This window comes from Bradyrhizobium ferriligni, from assembly GCF_056837965.1.
Window position 1 is genome coordinate 1 of sequence record NZ_JBXEJO010000067.1, and the last position, 19,034, is coordinate 19,034.

Here is a 19,034-nt window from a genome sequence, read left to right on the forward strand (position 1 = left end):
CCCCAGCCCTCCCCCGCAAGCGGGAGAGGGAGCGCAGTTTTTTCGCGGCAACTATTCGATCTAACCTCATCTTGCGCGAGCTATTTGTAGCTGTAGGTGGTGCCGGCCGGCAGCGGCAGCTCGGTCTCGCGCTGCATCTGGCTCTTCGGCCACACCACATAGGACTTGTCGTCGATATATTGCAGCACCACCGGGAACGAGCGCGCGTTCTGCCCGGCATACTGCTCCCCCTCGCCGTAGAACTTCACGCCATAGCCGAGCATGGTGCCGCCCTCGGGTATGTCGGTGTCGAGCGCGGCCTTGCGCAGCGCATCCGGATCGACGCCGCCATACTTCTTGATCGCGCGCGGCAAGACGTCGTCGAGGAAGACGTAGGCATTGGCCGCGCCGATGCCGACATGGGCGGAACGGATCGGCACGCCGGGCTTCAGCCGGTCAAACTCCTCGCCGACCATCTTGATGACCGGCGGCAACTTGGGATCCATGCTCTTCTGGTTGGCAAGCCAGATCGAGATCGGGTCGGTGTTGAACAGATAGTTGGCGTCGGCGCCGAGGCCTTCCTTCAGCTTCTCGTAGACGCCGTAGCCCGCGCCGTGGCCGACGATGGCGCCGAACTTCAGCCCCTGCTCGCGGGCCTGGCGGAACAACAGGGTAATGTCCGGATTGTAGCCGGTGTGGAAGATCACGTCGGGCTTGGCGCGCTTCAGCTTCGTGACCAGCGCCGACAAATCGGGCGCGGTCGCCGAATAGCCCTCCTTGAGCACGATGTTGAAGCCGGCCTTCTTGGCGCCGGCCTCATTGCCCTTGGAGACGTCGACGCCATAGGCGCCGTCCTCATGGATGATGGCGACGCGGAGGTCCTTCGGCTCCTTGCCGAACTTGGACATGGAGTATTGCGCGATGAAGTCGGTCGTCATCATGCCGTACTGGTTGCCGGCGGCCTGCGGACGGAACACGTATTTGTAGTTCTTGCCGTCGAACACACCGGAGGAAATGCAGGTCGTGATCCACATGAACTTCTTCATCTGCTCGACCCGCGCCGACACCGGCACGCATTGCGCCGAGGAGAAGAAGCCCATCACCATGTCGACCTTTTCCTGCTCGAGCAGGCGGACGGCCTCGTTGATCGCGATGTCGGGCTTGCTCTGCGCGTCGGCATAGACGGCTTCGACCTTGTAACCCTCGACGCCGGTCTTGGCGTAATGGTCGAGCATGATCTTGACGCCGGTGTATTGCAGCTCGGAGCCGCCGCCGGCCAGCGGTCCGGTCAAATCGAAGATCACGCCGATCTTGATCTTCTTGTCCTGCGCATGCGTTGCATTGGCCACACCAAGCGCCGCAAGCGCGACAGATAGACCCGCAAGCCAGCGGGCAGCCCTCCTGACCGGCATGAATCCCTCCCCAGAGATTGTGCACTGCATTTTTTGTTGTCGTGCCGCCCTATCACAGGGGGAGCGGCCGATGATGTCAAGCGCGATGGCTGCGTCCGCACCGCGCAGGCTTGCGCAAAGTTTCGGCGGAATGGTGCCGACGCGCGATGCTGGGGCGTGCGGTTGGCGACGGCAATTTATCCGCGGGGCCGTTCCATGCCGGCTCGTTTGATGGCCGCGAGCAAAATATCGCTGTCCGAGACAAGAAAATCGATCAGGCGCTTGGCTGCTTCCGGCGCTTGCGCGTCGCTGACGATCGCGGCCGTGAAGGTCTGGACCAGCTGGAGATCTGGCGGCAGCAGACCGACAACTTCGATGCCGCTCTCCTGAACCAGTTCGCTGGTCGGGCCGATCGAGAGATTTGCCTTGCCGCCTCTCAGCGCTTCGGCCGCCTCGGTTCCGCGCGCCTCGAGGGTGAGCCTGACCGTGTCCGGCAAGTTCAGTTTGGGGAAAACCTTGTCGCGGACGTACTGTCCGCTCGTGCTGCTCGGCGCCACCACCTGGCCGGCGTCGATCAAGGCTTTCCTGAGCGCGACATCATTGCCGATGTCCGGCTTGCGAGAGCCTGCTCGAACCGCCGCGGCCAAAGGTGCCGTCGCCAGTCCGGCTTCCGATCCCGCACGAATTCGGCCGTCTTCGGTCAGACTTCGAAGTCCCTCGCGCGAAAGGATAACCACGTCCGCTTTGGTGCCGTGCGCAAGCTGGTGCCGGATCGTCTTCGGACCGGAGCCCTCCGACGCGCCAGATCCAGTCTCCACCCTGATGCCCGTGCTTCGCTCGAATTCAGGCAGCACGTCGCGGTAGACCGCGGCGAAACCACCCGAAATGATGACCTTGATCGTTTTGGCGCCATCGGCGATTGCCGGTGTCAATGCAGCGGCAGCGGTGGCTTGCTCGGTCATGCGCATTCCTTTGCCTAGGCCGGCAGCTGCGTCTCGATGAACGCGGTGACGAAGCGCGGCATTGCGGGAGTGAGATCGGCGCGGCTGCGCACCAGATGGATGCCGGCAAGCTCGGGATTTGCCTGGCGTGCGAGATTGGCCTCGATCCGCGCACGCAGCGCGTCACCGGGCATATCGACGCGCAGGATCTGCATCATCGCAAGCGCAGGCCCGGTGTAGATGCAGTGCCAGTCGGCGTCCCCGCGGCAATCCGACGGCAACAGTCCCGTCTCCTCCTCGAGTTCGCGCATCACGCTGCCGGCGATATCCACCGTTTCGCCCCTGATGTCGTCGAGATCGGGCGTGCCGGAAGGAAAATAGATACGTCCGGCATTCGCGGTCTGCTCGCCCATCACCCCGCACACGAAGGCGCCGTCGCTGGCGAGCAGCGCGCCCATGCCAAAACCGTTGAACACCTCGCTATCCGGAAAACCCCAGTCGCGCCAGGCGAGGAAGCTGGCGAAATCGGTCTCGAAATAGCTCGCGCTGAGCCGTTCGCCGGCGAAGACCGGATCGCGCCCGAGCAGGACGCGGCCGTTCCACAGGTTCGGGTTCAGCCGCTGCTGCTCGGTGAAATGCGCGTCGATCTCGGCGCGCCGCTGATCGGCGAACGACCAGGGACGCTGCTGCAAGGCAAGGTCGAGCGCGGTGACCCGACAAATGAGCGGAGACTGCATATCTGAACGTGTTTACTTCGCGTTTCCGGTGGTCTTCTTGACCTGATCGACGAACTTGTTGGTGTAGGTCTTGGTGACGTCGATGCCGGCCTTCGCCACATCGGGTGACCCTTCGCTGAACACCGCGAGCACGGCTTCCGCACCCTTGGGGTCCATCTTGCCGGTCTCGGAATACATCGGGATCGTGTTCTTCAGCGCCGCGAGATACTGCGCCCTGTCCTTGCCGACGATCTCGTCCGGCATCTTGGCCATGATGTCTTCGGGCGAATGCGAATGGATCCAGGCCAGCGTTGCCATGATTGCGTTGGTCAGCGCCTGCACCTCCTTCTCGTGGCCGTTGACCCAGGCCGCGGTCGAATACAGCGCGCCGCCCGGATACTCACCGCCGAACACCGCGAGCGTGTCGTGCTGGGTGCGGGTGTCGCTGAGGATCTTGAGATCCTTGTGGCTGCCCTGCAGCACGGTGACGGCAGGATCGAGCATCACGGCAGCGTCGATCTGGCCCTGCTCCATCGCCGCCACCGCAGTGGCGCCGAGGCCGACCCCGATCACGGCGGTGCCGGCCGGATCGAGGCCGTTCTTCTTGAGCAGATACTTCAGGAAAAAGTCGGTCGAGGAGCCCGGCGCGCTGACGCCGACCTTCTTGCCGGCGAGATCCTTGATCGAGTTGATCTCGCCGGTGTGCTTCGGCGAGACCACCAGCACGAGGCCGGGATAGCGGTCATAGACCACGAAGGCCTGCAGCTCCTGCTTCTTGGCCGCGAGATTGACGCAGTGGTCGAAATAGCCGGAGACGACGTTGGCGCTGCCGCCGAGCACGGCCTTGAGCGCGTCCGAGCCGCCCTTGAGGTCGACCAGTTCGACCGCAAGCCCGGCCTTGTCATATTCGCCAAGCTGCTTGGCCAGCACGGTGGGCAGATAGCACAGGCAGGCGCCGCCCCCGACCGCGATGGTGATCTTGCTTTGCGCCGCGGCAAGACCCGTGGACAGGGTCAGCGCCAGCAGCATTCCGGCAAGCTTGCCGAGCAGTTTGTTCATGACGTCCTCCGTTCGACTGCCCGGCAAGATAGAGGAGCCGGGAGGCCTTGAGAAGGCGACTTTCCGACAGCTGGTCAAGCCTGCGGCTGCGGCATAGCATCGTGGACACAGAAAACGCCGAAGAAGCGCCAAAGCTAGAAGCACCAAGAATACTTCAGGGGAAACATCAAGGGAGGTCTTCATGAATCGTATTGCAACCGCGCTGTCGATCGCTGCCGCCTTTGCCGCGGGCTGTGGCGTCACCCATTTGCTGCGGCCGGCGCTCGCCGCCGAGAACATCACGGCGCAGGTCATCCACACCGGCGAGATGGAGGGCGACAAGCTCGGCGACGCCAACAAGGTCGGCTTCCGTTCCAAGATGTTCGTCTCCGCCGATGGCGCCACCGTCTCGATCCAGGACGGCAATGTGCCGAAGCACATGCATCCCAACACCAACGAGATGCAGTTCGTCCTCGAAGGCACCGGCACGGTCTGGCTCGGCGACAAGGAAGTGACGGTGAAGCCGGGCGACCTGATCGTGATCCCGAAAGGCACGCCGCATGGCGGCACCAAGCCGAACGGCCGCGCCATCAAGGCCATCGCGATCAAGACGCCGCCGCAGGCGCCGGATGATACCAAGCTGCTGGATTGATTACGGCCCGTTCGCCGTCTTCGCGAGAAGGGTCATACAAGCACCGTCACCCTGAGGTGGCCGCTTCTTCAGCGGCCCTCGAAGGGTCGACGGCCACCAGCCGGGCCGATTCATCCTTCGAGGCTCGCTCCGCTCGCACCTCAGGATGACGGAGCTTGCAGGGCTCAATCGACGCATAGCACATTTGTCAGGCGCACAACTGCCGGGTTCCATTACATGACGCTTGACAGATAATTCACTTGCCTCGCGTCCGGCCGGTCCATAATATGACGACCGTCATTTCAAAAAGGCTGCAACATGAGCCTGGACGATCACCCCACGGTCAGGGCCGTGCGCGCGCGCAGCAGCGAACCGGTCCGCGACGTCCCGGTTTCATCGGAACTGATCAAGGACATCGCGCGCAGATGCGGAGCCGACGATGTCGGCATCATCGAGTTCGAACGGGCCGCCATCGCGCCGCAGCGGGACTTCATTCGCAAGGTCTATGGCCGGACGCGCTCCCTGCTCGCGATCGTCTGCCACATGAACCGCGAGCCGGTGCGCTCGCCCTCGCGTTCGGTCGCCAACGAGGAATTCCACAGCACCTACGATCACGTCAACGAAACCGCGCGCGCCATCGTTCGCGCGCTCGACGAGCACGGCATCCCGGCCTGCAACTCGGTTGCCGCGTTCCCGATGGAGATGGACCTGCCCAGGATCATGATGGTCCAGCACAAACCGATCGCGGTGGAAGCCGGTCTCGGCCGCATGGGAATCCATCGCAGCGTGATCCATCCGAAATTCGGCAGCTTCGTCCTGCTCGGCACCATCCTGCTCGGATGCGAGGTCGACGCCCATGACCACCCGATCGACTACAATCCGTGCCTGGAGTGCAAATTATGCGTCGCCGCCTGCCCGGTCGGCGCCATCAAGCCGGACGGCGGCTTCGACTTCCTGTCCTGCCACACCCACAATTATCACGACTTTCTCGGCAACTTCTCGCAGTGGGTGGAGAAGGTCGCGGATTCAAAGGACGCCAGAGATTATCGCGCCCGCGTTCCCCGCACCGAGACGCTGAACATCTGGCAATCGCTGTCGTTCAAGCCGGGCTACAAGGCGGCCTATTGCATCTCGGCCTGCCCGGCCGGCGAAGACGTGATCGGCCCCTTCCTGCACGATCGCGACGCCCATTTCGCCGATGTGGTGCAGCCGCTGATCGACAAGGACGAGTTCGTCTACGTGATCCCGGATACCGACGCCGAGGACACGGTGACGCGGCGCTTTCCGCACAAGAAGCTTCATCATGTCACGTCCGGCCGCCATACCGGCAGCCTGCAGGCCTATATCTTCTCGCTCTCGCTCGGATTTCAGCGCGGCCGGGCGCGAGGTCTCGATTTCGCGACGCATCTGCGCTTCACCGGCGCGAGTGCGCTGGATATCACCGTTGCGATCAAGGGCAAGGATCTCCAGGTCGTGCCGGGACGGCATGTCGGAGAGGCGGCTCTGACCATCACCGCTGACTCGCAGGCATGGCTGCGCATTCAGAATCGTGACCTCGAACTTGCGGACGCGATCGACGCAAAGCTGGTGAGCTACAGCGATGAGAAGCTGTTTGCGGCCTACATGCGCTGCTTCCCGCTGTAATCGGCTGCGTAGGGCGGGTTAGCGAAGCGTAACCCGCCAACTCTGCTCACCCGCGGAGAAATGGTGGGTTACGCCTTCCGCCTTCGCTCGTTGAGCTACGGCGGACGCAGTCGGCTAACCCATTCTACGCATCCTGCTGCGCTGCTTCTTACTGGGCGGAGTAGACCAGCTGTTCGAGATCGGCAATCAACCCCGGCCCGGTCGGTTGCCATCCAAGCTTCCTGCGCGTCTGCTCGCTGGAGGCCGCCATGTCGTAGGCCGCGAACGTGCCGAGCCAGCCAAAGAAGGCTTGCGCCTCTTGCGGGGCGATGGATTTGACCGGCAGCTTCAGCCGCCGTCCGATCGTTTCGGCAATATCGCGCATCGAGACCCCCTCTTCGGCGACGGCGTGATACCTTGCGTTCGGCTCAGCCTTTTCGATGGCCAGCCGGTAGAGACGCGCCACGTCGAGAACATGCGCCGCCGGCCAACGATTTTGCCCGTCGCCGAGATAGGCGCACACGCCCTTTTCGCGGTACACCGCGATCAAGGGGGTGATGAGACCCTGCCTGACAGGATCGTGGACCTGGGGAAGACGCATGGCCGACGCGCGGACGCCCTTCAGCGACAGGGCCGTCTGTTCCGACACGCGGGGAAATGGGAAATCCGGCGATATCGTTTGGTTCTCGGTCGCGATCTGGCCGGGCTTGGCCAATCCCGCCAAGCCCCCGGTTACGATCAATGGCCTGTCCGATCCAGCCAGAACAGAACCCAGGGCTTCGATGGCGCGGCGGTCGATCTCGCAACTCTTCGCGAAATTGGACCAGTCGTGAACGAAGCCCAGGTGAATGACAGCATCCGAAGCTCTTGCCCCCTTGCGCAGGCTATCAAGATCCTCGAGCGAGCCGCGAAGAGCCTCCGCACCAACGGCAGAGATCGCGTTCGCCCCCTCGTCCGAACGGGCCATGCCAAGAACCTGATGTCCGGCGGCGATCAGGTCCTTGACGACGGGAGTGCCGATGAATCCGGTGGCACCAGTGACGAACACACGCATGAGGAAGTCTCCAGGTTTCGCTGGAGACAAATCTGGCCCTGCGCGCTATCCTGTTAAAGTAGTGACCTTATCATGGTATAATAGCTAACAGGATGAGCGAACCGCTCGCGCAAGAGAACCTGCTCGGCGCCTACCTGAAGGACCGCCGCAGCAAGCTCGATCCGGCCGTGTTCGGCTTTCCGCCGGAGCGGCGGCGCACGCCGGGCCTGCGCCGCGAAGAGGTGGCGCAGCGCGCCAACATCAGCGCGACCTGGTACACCTGGCTCGAACAGGGCCGCGGCGGCGCGCCCTCGGCCGATGTGCTCGACCGCATCGCGCGTGCGCTGATGCTGACCGATGTCGAGCGCGAGCATCTGTTCCTGCTCGGTCTCGGCCGCACGCCCGAGGTGCGCTACCAGAAGAGCGAAGGCGTCACGCCCCGGCTGCAGCGCGTGCTCGACGCGCTGGAGCCGCGCCCCGCCGTGATACGCACCGCGACCTGGGATATCGTCGCCTGGAACCGGGCCGCGACCGTGATGCTGACGGACTACGGATCGCTGCCGCCGCGCGAGCGCAACGTGCTGCGCTTCATGTTCCTCGATCCGCGCGTCCGCGCCGCACAACATGACTGGGCCAGCGTGGCGCGCTTCGTGGTCGGCGCCTTCAGGGTGGACGCGGCACGCGCCGGCGCCGCTGCCGAGGTGCAACCGTTCGTCGACGAGCTCTGCCGGCTCAGTCCGGAATTCGCCGCGCTGTGGCGCGACAACGACGTGCGAACGCACGGCGAAGGCGTCAAGCAGCTCCGGCATCCGATCCTGGGCCCGGTCAGGTTCGAATATTCGGCGTTCGCGGTCGACGGCCGACCCGACCTCAGCATGATCGTCTACAATCCGATCGACCCCGAGGTGACGCAGAAGATTCGCGGGTTGATGAACGCCGCACCGGCGCAATGAACGGACGTGATCGTCGGCGCCGTTCACGAAACGAAACGCGAATTGAAGCGCTCCTTTGATGCGACCTATGGTATAGTACCCCACCACCGACCCAACGGTGGGATTAGGGAGAAGATAGCCATGAAAGCCACGTCACTCCTCGCGGGCCTAGCTGTCGCGATCTTGTCGATCGCCCCCGCAAATGCTGAGAATAAACCCGCACTCGCTAAGCAGGCAGCCTCGGGAGCACCCTGCTCCGTCTCCAGCAGCTGGCCCAATCCTACGCCGGTGGTTTGCTGGCCAGAGGGCGTCAAACGTTTCCACAACTTCAACGAATGCAGGGAATCCCTGCTCAAGTTTGGCCACGATACCAATGGCATTTCGTGGTGGTGCCACAGCCAGGGATACAAGACCTGACGGTTTCGCGCTCAGAACGCGTCGAGGCCGCCAACGGAGGCGGCCTCCTTGATTGCAATGACGGTTAGTCCCGCGTCACCGCCGTCGGCCGCCACACCAGCAGCCGATTCTCGACCATCGTCACGCCCATGTCGATCAGGATGACGAAGGCCGACAGCACGAACATGCCGGCGAACACGCCGGCGACGTCGAACACGCCTTCGGCCTGCTGGATCAGGTAGCCGAGGCCGGCGGCGGAGCCGAGATATTCGCCGACCACCGCGCCGACCACGGCAAAGCCGACCGAGGTGTGCAGCGAGGAGAACATCCAGGACAGCGCCGAGGGCCAGTAGACGTGGCGCATCAGCTGCCGCTCGTTCATGCCGAGCATGCGGCCATTGTCGAGCACCGTGGTCGGCACTTCCTTGACGCCCTGATAGACGTTGAAGAACACGATGAAGAACACCAGGGTCACGCCGAGCGCGACCTTGGACCAGACGCCGAGCCCGAACCACAGCGCGAAGATCGGCGCCAGCACCACGCGCGGCAGCGCGTTGACCATCTTCACATAGGGATCGAACACCGCGGCGACGCGCGGTTGCCGCGCGAACCAGAAGCCGACCAGAATGCCACCGGCCGAGCCGATCACGAAGGCGAGGATGGATTCCCACAGCGTGATCGCAAGATGCTTCCAGATCACCCCGGTCGAGAACCATTTCACGATCTGGCTGAAGACGTCGAGCGGATTGGAGAAGAAGAACGGCGGCAACAGCACCTTGCCGAACACCGGCACGGTGGAGAAGAGCTGCCACAGTACCAGTGTGACGACGGCGACCAGAACCTGCAGGGACAGCAACGTGACGCGCGGCATCAGGCGGCTCCCGCCTGCGTCGACTGCACATAGCCCTTCATCACCTCGTCCTTCAGCACGCCCCAGATCTCGCGGTGCAGGGCATGGAAATCCTTCTCCATCCGGATCTCGGCGATGTCGCGAGGCCGCGGCAGCGTGATGCGCCAGTCGCCGATGATGCGCGCGCTGGGGCCGGCCGACATGATCACGACACGATCGGCCAGCGCGATCGCTTCCTCGAGATCGTGGGTGACGAACAGCACCGCCTTGCGGTCGGCGCTCCACAATTCCAGCAGCAGATTGCCCATGATTTGCCGGGTCTGGGCGTCGAGCGGACCGAACGGCTCGTCCATCAGGAGGATCTTCGGATCGCGGATCAGGACCTGCGCCAGCGCAACGCGCTTGCGCTGGCCGCCCGAGAGCATGTGCGGATAGCGATTGGCGAAGGCGCCGAGCCCGACCGAGGTCAGCCATTTCTGCGCGCGCGCAAGCGCCTCGGCGCGCGGTGTGCCTGATATCTCGAGCCCGATCGCGACATTGTCGATCGCGGTCTTCCAGGGGAATAGTGCATCGGCCTGGAACAGGTAGCCGGCATCACGGTTGAGGCCGCTCAGCGGCTTGTCGAAGATCCTTGCCGTTCCGGCCGCGGGCTTGAGCAGCCCGGCCGTGACGTTCAGCAGCGTCGACTTCCCGCATCCGGTCGGGCCGACGATGGCGACGAACTCGCCATGATCAACCGAAAGATTGGCCTGCTCGACCGCGGTATAGACGCGTCCATCCGCCAACCGAAACGCCACCGTCGCATTGTCAAGCGCGACCGCCGTCGGCTCCGTCATCGCCACGCATTCCCTCCCGAGCTTTCCGAAATGGCTTAGCGGTTCGGGCGGGCAAGTCAACGCAGGAAGATGGCGTAGCAAACAAGGCTGCGGTCACGTGATTTTCAGACAGGCCGGGTTGCGCAATTGCGCAACCGGGTTGCGCATTGCGCCGACATCGTCGAGGCTGCGACCCAAAGCGACGGACAAGGAGACAATCATGCGGATCGCAGTGGTGGGCGCCGGAGGCGTCGGGGGCGGCTTTGGTGCGGCGCTCGCGCATGCCGGCGCCGACGTCACCTTTATCGCGCGCGGCGCTCATTTGGCCGCCATGCGCAGCGAGGGGCTGAAGGTTCAGGGCGGCCGCGGCGAAACCCATCTGGTCCCGACCCAGGCGACCGACGATCCGGCAAGTGTCGGCCCGGTCGATATCGTGCTGTTCTGCGTCAAGCTGTGGGACGTCGAAAGCGCCGGTCAGCACATCAGGCCGATGGTCGGCCCCGACACCGCCGTGATCCCGCTGCAGAACGGCATCGACGCGCCCGACAGGCTGGTCCCGATCCTCGGACGCGACGCCGTGATGGGCGGCGTGGCGCAGATCTCGGCCTCGATCATCAAGCCTGGCGTCATCAACCAGGTCGGCACCTTCATGCGCATGATCTTCGGTGAGCTCGACGGCCGCATCACGCGGCGCGGCAAGGCGCTGCTCGATCTCTGCCTGAAAGCCGGGTTCGATGCGACCTTGAGCGAGCAGATCAATACCGAGCTCTGGATGAAGTTCGTCGGCCTCGCCACCAATGCCGGCATGACCGCGGTCACCAGGCTGCCGATCGGCAAGCTGCGCGACGATCCCGACTTGCGCCCGCTCTTCGTGTCAGCCTGCGAGGAGATCATCGCGATCGCGCACGCAACCGGCATCAAGCTGCCGCCGGATGCACTGACGAAAGTGCTCGACTTCATCGGACACGCGCCGCCGGCGATGAAGGCCTCGATGGCGCTCGATCTCGAGCGTGGCAACCGGCTCGAACTGCCGTGGCTGAACGGCAAGGTGGTCGAACTCGGCCGCAAGCTCGGTGTCCCGACGCCGACGCACGACATGCTCTATGCGGTGTTGAAACCCTACGCGATGGGCGCGCCGTCCTGATAGCCCAGCAGAACCGAAATCTGCCGGCCCGCCTCGCGCACCAGCTTTGAGTATTCCAATAGCTTCCGCTCGTCGATGCGCGCGCTCGGTCCGTAGAGGCCGACCGAACCGACGACCTCGCCGCGGTGATCGAAACACGGCGCGGAGGCGGCGACCGCGCCGGCGAAGATCTCGCCATGGCTGGTCGCATAGCCGTTGCGCCGCGCAAAGGTCAGCGCGTCCTCGAGCCGCGCGCGATCCGCGCTCTTTGCAATGCTGGCAAGAAGCGCGGCCTGCCGCTTCGGGTCCATGAAGGCCAGCATCGCCTTGCCGGTCGATCCCTGGATCAGGCTCAGACTGTGGCCGACGCCGCGGCTGATCGAGAGCACGTGACGGCTCTCGCATTCGAGGATGCAGATGCCGCGATCATCCTGTTCACGGAACAGCGCTGCGGTCTCGCCGGTCGCCTCGCGCAGGCCCTCGACGATCGGGCGCGCGATCGCGACCACCTCGAGACCGTTCAGCCAGACATGGGCCAGCTTCATCACGCCGTGCGACAGCCGGAAGCGCTGCGGGTCGCCTTCGGCCTGGATCAGGTCGCGCTGCGCCAGCGTCTGCAGCAGGCGATAAAGCGTCGGCCGGCTCAGCCCGACCCGCTTCTGGATCTCGATCACGCTCATCGCCGGCTGATCCGGCGTGAAGCATTGCAGGATCGCGATGGCGCGGTCGACCGCCCGCACGCCTGACGCCCCCTGCTCCGCGTCCTGAACTTCCGCCTTCGGTTTCTTTGCCATCCGTCCACATCCGCAGATTCGGCAGGGGCGCGCTGCATCCAGCGCGCTTGACCAATCGGCCCGCGCGGATAGTATCGCAAATTATGAGAATAATGTCCACTAGATGGACATATGAAAATCGACGGGAGGATTGGATTTGCTGCAGACAGACGCCTCGCGCAGATGGGCCGCCGCCGCGATCGCCACGCTAATGCTCTCGACGCCGCTGGCGCACGCCGCACCCGACGGCTCGGGCATTTCGGACGGCGTGGTGCGGATTGCAGTGCTGGGCGACTACGGCAGCGGCCGCGATCTCGGCGGGCCGGGCTCGGTGACCGCCGCCAAGCTTGCCGCTGAGGATTTTCACAACAAGGTGCTGGGCAAGCCGATCGAGATCATCTCGGCGGATCACCAGAACAAGCCCGACGTCGCGGTCGGGATCGCCCGGCAATGGTTCGACGTCGAACATGTCGACGCGGTGACCGATCTCGCCGTGAGTTCGGTCGGTCTCGCGGTTGCCGGGCTTGCGACGCAGAGCAACCGCACCGCGCTGGTCTCGGGCGCAGCGACATCGGACCTCACCGGCGACAAATGCTCGCCCGTCGTCACGCATTGGGCCGACGACACCTACGCGCTGTCGGCCGGCCTGGTCGGCGAGCTGGGCCGCCGCGTCGGCAAGGAATGGTTCTTTGTCGCGGTCGACTATTCGTTCGGCAGCGCGATGGTGAAGGACGCCTCGCGCGCCGTCACCGATGCCGGCGGCAAGGTGCTCGGCGCGGTGCGCTATCCCTTCAACACCACCGATTTCTCATCTTTTTTGCTCGCCGCGCAGAGCTCCGGCGCCAAGGTGGTGGCGCTGGCCGGCACCGGCGCCGACACCGTCAACGCGGTCAAGCAGACCCATGAATTCGGCCTGCAACAGGGCGGGCAGACCATCGTCGGCATGCTGACCTTCATCTCCGACGTCCATTCGATCGGCCTGCGCGACGCGCAGGGCATGTACATCGCATCCCAGTATTACTGGGATGACGACGACGGCACCCGCGCCTTCGCCAAGCGCTTCATCGAGATCGAGAAGCGCGCGCCGACCAAATTGCAGGCCGCGACCTACGCCGCCGTGCGCCATTATCTGAAGGCGATCGAAGCCGGCGGCAGCGACGAGGCGAAGGCGGTCAATGCCGAGATGCGCAAGCTGCCGGTCGATTTCTTCGGCCGTCCCGCGCACATCCGGAAAGACGGCCGCGTCGTCTACGACCTCTCGCTCTACCGCGTGAAGAAGCCGGACGAGAGCAAATATCCCTGGGACTACTACCAGAAGATCGCGGCCATCCCCGGCGACAAGGCGTTCCGCCCCGAGGGAACCGGCGGCTGCAAGCTCGACAAGTAGGACGCACCATCATTCGCCGCGACTGACCGTCGCGCAGGCCAGACAAGGAGGAGCCGATGCCGCTTCGCAACGATTTCGATCAGCTTGTTGACGTCAAGGGTGGCTTCATCAGCCGCGAGATCTTCGTGGACGCCGATATCTACCGGCAGGAGCTCGACAAGGTCTTCACCCGCGCCTGGCTGCTGGTCGGCCACGAAAGCCTGGTGCCCAATCCCGGCGACTTCTACACCTCGCGGATGGGTGAGGAATCCGTGATCCTGTGCCGCGACAAGAAGGGCGAGATCCACGTCTTCCTCAATTCGTGCCGGCACCGCGGCATGAAGGTGTGCCGCTACGAGCAGGGCAACACGTCGTTGTTCACCTGCCCCTATCACAGCTGGACCTATACCACCGACGGCAAGCTGCAGGGCGTTCCGCTGCACCGGACGCTGTACGACGGGGTGCTCGACCGCGACGCCAACTCGCTGGTCTCGGTGGCGAAGCTCTGCAACTACAAGGGCTCGATCTGGGCGACCTGGGACAAGGACGCGCCCGACTTCATCACCTATCTCGGCGATGCCAAGATCCATCTCGACCAGGCGCTCGACTGCCGCGACGGCCGCGAGGGCGGCTCCGAGGTGATCGGGGTCCACAAATGGGTGTTCCCCGCCAACTGGAAATTCGCGGCCGAGAATTTCCTCGGCGACACCTATCACAACCCAAGCCATCGCTCGGTCGACCTGATCGGCATCGGGCCGAGCGCTGCCGCCGGCAAGAAGGGCCGCCGCGACGACGAGCTGGAAAAGGCACAGCACGTCTGGATCAGCTTTCCGGAAGGCCATGGCGTGCACAGCGCGATTCAGCCGGAGGCCAACGAGTACATCGAGTCCTTCCTCGACAACCCGATCCTCGAAAAATACTTCCGGCACTGTTTCGAGGAGCGCAAGCGGCGGCTCGGCGAAGGGGCGCGGTTGCTGCCGTTCGTCGGCACGATCTTCCCCAACACCTCCTATCACGGCCGCCAGCCGCGCGGACTTTGTGCCTGGCATCCGCACAGCCCGACCTCGACCGAAGGCTGGCGCTTCTTCCTGGTCGACAAGGACGCGCCGAAGGAAGCAAAGGAATATCTGCGCCGCTACTACATGCGCTACTCCGGCCCGGCCGGCATGACCGAGCAGGACGACATGGAGAACTGGCTCTATGCGACCGCGGCGAGCACCGGCACGGTGGCGCGGCGCTATCCCTTCAACTATCAGCAGTCGATGGGCACCTACGTGACCGATCATCCGCTCGGCGGCGATGTCTCGACCCAGGTCACCGAGCAGATCGCGCGCGGCTTCTATCGCCGCTGGACCACCTACATGCAGGGCGGCGATTGGCACGAGTTGCTCGGATCGCCCGCAGGCAACCGGCAGGCCGCAGAATGACCGCGCCCGCAAAAACCGTCCTCGTCAGCGGAGGCACCTTCGGGATCGGCCGCGCGATCACGCTCGGCCTCATCAGGCGCGGCCACGCGGTGGTGGCGTTCGGCCTCGAAGCGCCGCAGGTCTCGAGTACCGCAGAGAACGCCATTCCGGCCTTGCGCGAAGAGCTTGATCGCGAAGGGCTCTCCGCCGAACTGATGGAAGCCGATGTGTCGCAAGCGAGCGACGTCGCCAGGGTGGTCGCGCACGCAATGGCGCGGTTCGGGCGCATCGACGGCGTCGTCAACAACGCCGCGATCGGCCCGCTCGGCACCGTGCTCGACACCGACGAGGCGCTGTTCGACCGGATCATCGCCGTCAATCTGAAGGGACCGTATTTGACCAGCCGCGCCGCGATCCCGCACATGATCGCGCAAGGCGGCGGCTCGATCGTCAACATCGGATCCGGCGCCGGCTGGGGCAAGCCGAACATGGCGGTCTACAGCGCGAGCAAGGGCGGCGTTGTCGCGCTGAGCGCGGCGATGGCCTACGACTTCTTTTACCAGCGCATCCGCGTCAACACCGTGATCCCCGGCGGTGGCGGCATCGTCAGCGGCATGAGCCTCGGCCGTGTCGGCGGCGACGCGGCACGTTTCGGCAAGGGCGCGCCGGGCACCGCCGCGGGCCGGGTCGCCGCCGGTGACGACATCGCCAATGTGGTCGCCTTCCTGCTTTCGCCGGAAGCGGAAACGCTGTCCGGCACCGTGATCGATGTCGGCTGCTTCGCCCAGCAGGGCGGACCGATCCCGCCCAAGCCGGCGCTCTGACAACCCTGTGATGCCTGATGAGGAGATAGCGATGATGACGACCGTTCAGGATCAGGACAAGCAACAACACGCCGGCAACGCGGCGGTCGAGCGATCCGCAGCCTACTACCGGCTGAAGGCCGATATCGAGGATTTCTACTATCACGAGGCCGATTTGCTCGACGATCGGCGCTTCCGCGACTGGCTCGAGCTACTCACCGACGACATCAGCTATTTCATGCCGATCCGCCGCAATGTGAAGTTCGGCCAGCAGGCCGCGCGCGAGAACACCAAACGGGGCGAAGGCATCAGCTGGTTCGACGAGGACAAGTGGACATTGACCAAGCGGGTCGAGCAGATCCTGACCGGCGTGCACTATGCCGAGGAGCCGCTGTCGCGCATCACGCATATGGTCAGCAATGTGCAGATCAAGGGCGCGCGGCCGGATATCGAGGCGGCGCGCGAGCTGGACGTCACCAGCCGCTTCCTCGTCTACCAGAACCGCGTCGAGTACGAGACCTACATCTTCGTCGGCCGCCGCAACGACACGCTGCGCCTGACCGACACTGCCTGGAAGATCGCGCGGCGCGAGATATTGCTTGAACAGAATATCCTGCTGGCCAAAAATCTCACCACGTTCTTCTAAGCGAGGCCAACTCCGGGCGAGGTCAGGGTAGCAAGGGTAGCGATGATTGACGTGATGGCGATCAAGGTGGGGACGCGGCTGAAACTGGAGGCCGGCGTCGTCGCCGAGGTGGTAGAGAACATGGACGATGGCCAGTGGCTGCAGGTGCGCTACCTGGAGTGCCCTGCACGGCCCACCGACGTCGGCACGGTGGAGCTGTGCCACGCCCAGGACGTCATCAAGGTGCTCAGCGAGTAGTCCCAGTCAACGGACCGACGATCATGCTGCGATTTGAATACATGCCGAGCGATTTTCATCCGCTGTTCCTGTTCCTCGGTGAAGCCGCCGATCTCGCCGCCCTGGCAAAGCTGCTGCGGCGCTTTGCCGAGAACCCGCAGACCGTTGCCGTGGCGGAGCGGATTCCCGGCGCCGTCTCGCGCGACGCGCTGGTGCTGGCGCCCGCCGACGACGAATTCGGCATGCGCGATCTCGGCGGCCGGTTTGCCTGGAAGCTGACCGATTGGCAGGCGGGGCGGATCGCCGAGCGCATCGAGCTGTTGACCCCCGAGGATAACAAGTCCGGCTCGGAGATCGTCGAGATCGGCAGCGACGGCGAGATCCCGGTCAAGCTGTCGCGCGGCGAATTCACCGACGACTTCCTGATCACGCGCAGATAGCGGTGTTCGCGTGAATACACACCGCAAGCCAAAAGTGCTGATTGCCGGCGCCGGGATCGGCGGCCTCGTCGCGGGGCTGTCGCTGCTGCAGCGTGGCATCGAGGTCGAGATCTTCGAGCAGGCGTCCGAGCTGCGCGAGCTCGGCGCCGGTGTCCAGCTCAGCGCCAACGGCACACGTGTCCTGATCGCGCTCGGGCTCGAGCAAGAGATGCAGGCGATCGCCTGCGAGCCCTCGGGCAAGGAGATCAGGCTGTTCAGCACCGGGCGGACCTGGAAATTGTTCGACCTCGGCGCCTCCTCGCGCGCGATCTATGGCGCGCCCTACTGGATGGTGCATCGCGGCGACTTTCACCGCGTGCTGGTCGACGCATTCAAGGCTCGAGCACCGGGGCGGCTGCATCTCGGCAGCCGCTGCATCGGGTTTGAGCAGGACGGCGATGGCATTTGGCTGCACCTTGCCGATGGCGAGCGTCGGCGCGGCGACGTCGTGGTCGGCGCCGACGGCGTGCACTCCGAAATTCGCCGCCAGATCGGCGGCGACACCAAACCCTTCTTCGCGGGCGTGGCCGCCTGGCGCGGCCTGGTACCGATGCAACAGCTACCGCCACCCCTCAGGCGCGACGTCGGCACCAACTGGGTCGGCCCGGGCGGCCACGTCATCACCTATCCGGTGCGCCGTGGCGCGCTGTTGAACTTCGTCGGCATCTTTGAGGGCGAGAATTGGTCGGTCGAGTCGTGGACCGAACGCGGCACGCGCGAGGCCTGCAGCGGTGCCTTTGCTGGATGGAATCCAGAGATTCACGCCATCATCGCAAACCTCGATATTCCCTACAAATGGGCGCTGCTCGGCCGCGACCCGCTCGATCGTTTCGTCGTCGGGCGCGCCTGCCTGCTCGGCGACGCCGCGCATCCGACGCTGCCGTTCCTGGCCCAGGGCGCCAATATGGCGATCGAGGACGGCATGGTGCTGGCGCGCTGTCTTGAACGCTTTCCACCCGAGGAGGCGCTACAGCGCTACCAGGCCGCGCGGCTGACGCGGACCAACGCGATCGTGGTGAAGTCGGCCGAGAATGCCAGGCGCTTCCATAATCCCGCGCTCGCCGACGCCGAAGGCGCCGACGCCTATGTCTCGCGCGAATGGCAGCCGGACCGGGTGCGCGAGCGCTATGACTGGCTGTTCACTTACGATGCGTTGAACCTGCCGGTCTGACGGCCGGCGTTCGACGGACCAGGTACCCCTGCATCAGTAAGCGTGATGGCGGCGATGCGTCCGGCGCTTCGGAGGCGGTGGCGGAGCAAAAAACGGATTCACCGAGCACATCGCGCCACGGCCCGACGCGCTCGCCTGGCACTGCGGGATCGAGGTGAAGCTGCAATCGATATAGTTTCCGCCGCCGAACCGGCCGCCATAGACATGCATGCACACCGGATAGTTCGGATCGTAAGCCTGCCCGGCTGCAGGTCCGGCCAAGACGACTGCGAATGCGGCGATCGCGAACGGCTTCAGGCGCATCGGTCCCTCCTAGTTGCTCGGACGGTTTCCCCACAGCTGCCGGAGTTAGTCAACCACATCAGCGGCGCGACGGCCATGCGGGCATGATTGACGGTCAGTCCAAGCGCTAGTTACCGGGTTGGCGGTATCGTTGACCCCGCTCCTTGGTCGGCTTTTTTGCACCCTTGTAGAATGGATTGACCGAGCACGATGCGGACCGCCCCGAGGCCGTCGCCTGGCATTGCGGAAGCGACGTGAAGCTGCAATCGACGTACTCGGGTGTCAGCCTGCCTTCATAGACTTCCATGCAGACCGGATAATTCGGATCGTACATTTGTGCGTTGGCGGGCCCGGCGAGACCAGCGCCGAGGGCGGCGATGATGATGGTGAATTTCAAGCGCATCGAATTCTCCTCAAGCCTGGT

Annotated in this window: 21 protein-coding genes; 11 read left to right on the plus strand and 10 right to left on the minus strand. The window is 64.4% G+C overall.

Going from position 1 to position 19,034, the window contains the following annotated elements; translation table 11 throughout:
* Window positions 1-80: 80 nt before the first annotated feature.
* The 4 genes from AC1VNY_RS31940 to AC1VNY_RS31955 form a co-directional block, all read right to left on the minus strand.
* Window positions 81-1,391, minus strand: coding sequence for an ABC transporter substrate-binding protein (locus AC1VNY_RS31940; RefSeq protein ID WP_482408150.1), 1,311 nt, complete (start codon window positions 1,389-1,391; stop codon window positions 81-83).
* 176 nt (window positions 1,392-1,567) lie between these two features.
* Window positions 1,568-2,332: a substrate-binding domain-containing protein gene (locus AC1VNY_RS31945; protein ID WP_482408151.1), complete on the minus strand. Its 765-nt coding sequence runs from the start codon at window positions 2,330-2,332 to the stop codon at window positions 1,568-1,570.
* 14 nt (window positions 2,333-2,346) lie between these two features.
* On the minus strand, window positions 2,347-3,048 hold the full coding sequence (locus AC1VNY_RS31950; RefSeq protein ID WP_482408152.1) for an NUDIX hydrolase: 702 nt from the start codon (window positions 3,046-3,048) through the stop codon (window positions 2,347-2,349).
* A gap of 12 nt (window positions 3,049-3,060) precedes the next feature.
* Window positions 3,061-4,086 carry an ABC transporter substrate-binding protein gene (locus tag AC1VNY_RS31955; RefSeq protein WP_482408153.1) on the minus strand — a complete coding sequence of 342 codons (1,026 nt, stop codon included), beginning with the start codon at window positions 4,084-4,086 and terminating at the stop codon, window positions 3,061-3,063.
* A 181-nt stretch (window positions 4,087-4,267) separates the two neighbouring features.
* Between AC1VNY_RS31955 and AC1VNY_RS31960 the strand changes: the two genes are divergently transcribed.
* Window positions 4,268-4,717, plus strand: coding sequence for a cupin domain-containing protein (locus AC1VNY_RS31960; RefSeq protein WP_028332446.1), 450 nt, complete (start codon window positions 4,268-4,270; stop codon window positions 4,715-4,717).
* Window positions 4,718-5,014: 297 nt separating this feature from the next.
* Window positions 5,015-6,340, plus strand: coding sequence for a 4Fe-4S binding protein (locus AC1VNY_RS31965; RefSeq protein ID WP_482408154.1), 1,326 nt, complete (start codon window positions 5,015-5,017; stop codon window positions 6,338-6,340).
* A 148-nt stretch (window positions 6,341-6,488) separates the two neighbouring features.
* Here AC1VNY_RS31965 and AC1VNY_RS31970 read toward each other — a convergent pair whose 3' ends face one another.
* Complete coding sequence (locus AC1VNY_RS31970; protein ID WP_482408155.1) at window positions 6,489-7,373, minus strand: SDR family oxidoreductase; 885 nt, start codon at window positions 7,371-7,373, stop codon at window positions 6,489-6,491.
* Window positions 7,374-7,465: 92 nt separating this feature from the next.
* Here AC1VNY_RS31970 and AC1VNY_RS31975 point away from each other — a divergent pair, with 92 nt between their 5' ends.
* Window positions 7,466-8,305: a helix-turn-helix transcriptional regulator gene (locus AC1VNY_RS31975; protein WP_482408156.1), complete on the plus strand. Its 840-nt coding sequence runs from the start codon at window positions 7,466-7,468 to the stop codon at window positions 8,303-8,305.
* A gap of 460 nt (window positions 8,306-8,765) precedes the next feature.
* On the opposite strand, the gene AC1VNY_RS31980 is transcribed toward AC1VNY_RS31975, so the two are convergent.
* Complete coding sequence (locus AC1VNY_RS31980) at window positions 8,766-9,551, minus strand: ABC transporter permease (protein WP_482408157.1); 786 nt, start codon at window positions 9,549-9,551, stop codon at window positions 8,766-8,768.
* Window positions 9,551-10,366, minus strand: a complete 816-nt coding sequence (locus AC1VNY_RS31985) for an ABC transporter ATP-binding protein (RefSeq protein ID WP_016844307.1) — start codon at window positions 10,364-10,366, stop codon at window positions 9,551-9,553. Before AC1VNY_RS31985 ends, AC1VNY_RS31980 begins: the two co-directional genes overlap by 1 nt.
* A gap of 199 nt (window positions 10,367-10,565) precedes the next feature.
* On the opposite strand from AC1VNY_RS31985, the gene AC1VNY_RS31990 reads away from it, so the two are divergent.
* Window positions 10,566-11,489 carry a ketopantoate reductase family protein gene (locus tag AC1VNY_RS31990; RefSeq protein WP_482408158.1) on the plus strand — a complete coding sequence of 308 codons (924 nt, stop codon included), beginning with the start codon at window positions 10,566-10,568 and terminating at the stop codon, window positions 11,487-11,489.
* On the opposite strand, the gene AC1VNY_RS31995 is transcribed toward AC1VNY_RS31990, so the two are convergent.
* Window positions 11,465-12,262, minus strand: a complete 798-nt coding sequence (locus AC1VNY_RS31995) for an IclR family transcriptional regulator (protein ID WP_482408159.1) — start codon at window positions 12,260-12,262, stop codon at window positions 11,465-11,467. The genes AC1VNY_RS31990 and AC1VNY_RS31995 overlap by 25 nt on opposite strands.
* A 130-nt stretch (window positions 12,263-12,392) precedes the next feature.
* Here AC1VNY_RS31995 and AC1VNY_RS32000 point away from each other — a divergent pair, with 130 nt between their 5' ends.
* From AC1VNY_RS32000 to AC1VNY_RS32030, 7 genes are read left to right on the plus strand one after another with little or no spacing between them, the layout of a single operon-like run.
* Window positions 12,393-13,628 (plus strand): ABC transporter substrate-binding protein, encoded by a 1,236-nt coding sequence (locus AC1VNY_RS32000; RefSeq protein WP_482408160.1) that lies wholly within the window; start codon window positions 12,393-12,395, stop codon window positions 13,626-13,628.
* 56 nt (window positions 13,629-13,684) lie between these two features.
* On the plus strand, window positions 13,685-15,034 hold the full coding sequence (locus AC1VNY_RS32005) for an aromatic ring-hydroxylating oxygenase subunit alpha (RefSeq protein WP_482408161.1): 1,350 nt from the start codon (window positions 13,685-13,687) through the stop codon (window positions 15,032-15,034).
* The gene (locus AC1VNY_RS32010; RefSeq protein ID WP_482408162.1) at window positions 15,031-15,837 is read left to right on the plus strand and encodes an SDR family NAD(P)-dependent oxidoreductase; all 807 of its coding nucleotides are present in this window, start codon (window positions 15,031-15,033) and stop codon (window positions 15,835-15,837) included. The genes AC1VNY_RS32005 and AC1VNY_RS32010 overlap by 4 nt, the downstream gene beginning before the upstream one ends.
* Window positions 15,838-15,868: 31 nt before the next feature.
* Window positions 15,869-16,462: a 3-phenylpropionate/cinnamic acid dioxygenase subunit beta gene (locus AC1VNY_RS32015; RefSeq protein ID WP_482408163.1), complete on the plus strand. Its 594-nt coding sequence runs from the start codon at window positions 15,869-15,871 to the stop codon at window positions 16,460-16,462.
* Between the two features lie 42 nt (window positions 16,463-16,504).
* On the plus strand, window positions 16,505-16,699 hold the full coding sequence (locus AC1VNY_RS32020) for an SH3 domain-containing protein (RefSeq protein WP_482408164.1): 195 nt from the start codon (window positions 16,505-16,507) through the stop codon (window positions 16,697-16,699).
* 23 nt (window positions 16,700-16,722) lie between these two features.
* The gene (locus tag AC1VNY_RS32025; RefSeq protein ID WP_482408165.1) at window positions 16,723-17,118 is read left to right on the plus strand and encodes a hypothetical protein; all 396 of its coding nucleotides are present in this window, start codon (window positions 16,723-16,725) and stop codon (window positions 17,116-17,118) included.
* Between the two features lie 10 nt (window positions 17,119-17,128).
* Entirely contained in the window at window positions 17,129-18,328 is a 1,200-nt protein-coding gene (locus AC1VNY_RS32030) for an FAD-dependent monooxygenase (protein WP_482408166.1), read from the plus strand.
* A 33-nt stretch (window positions 18,329-18,361) separates the two neighbouring features.
* Here AC1VNY_RS32030 and AC1VNY_RS32035 read toward each other — a convergent pair whose 3' ends face one another.
* A complete protein-coding gene (locus tag AC1VNY_RS32035; protein ID WP_482408167.1) occupies window positions 18,362-18,631 on the minus strand; it encodes a DUF3551 domain-containing protein in 270 nt (89 codons plus the stop codon).
* 106 nt (window positions 18,632-18,737) lie between these two features.
* Window positions 18,738-19,013, minus strand: coding sequence for a DUF3551 domain-containing protein (locus tag AC1VNY_RS32040; protein WP_482408168.1), 276 nt, complete (start codon window positions 19,011-19,013; stop codon window positions 18,738-18,740).
* Window positions 19,014-19,034 lie beyond the last annotated feature (21 nt).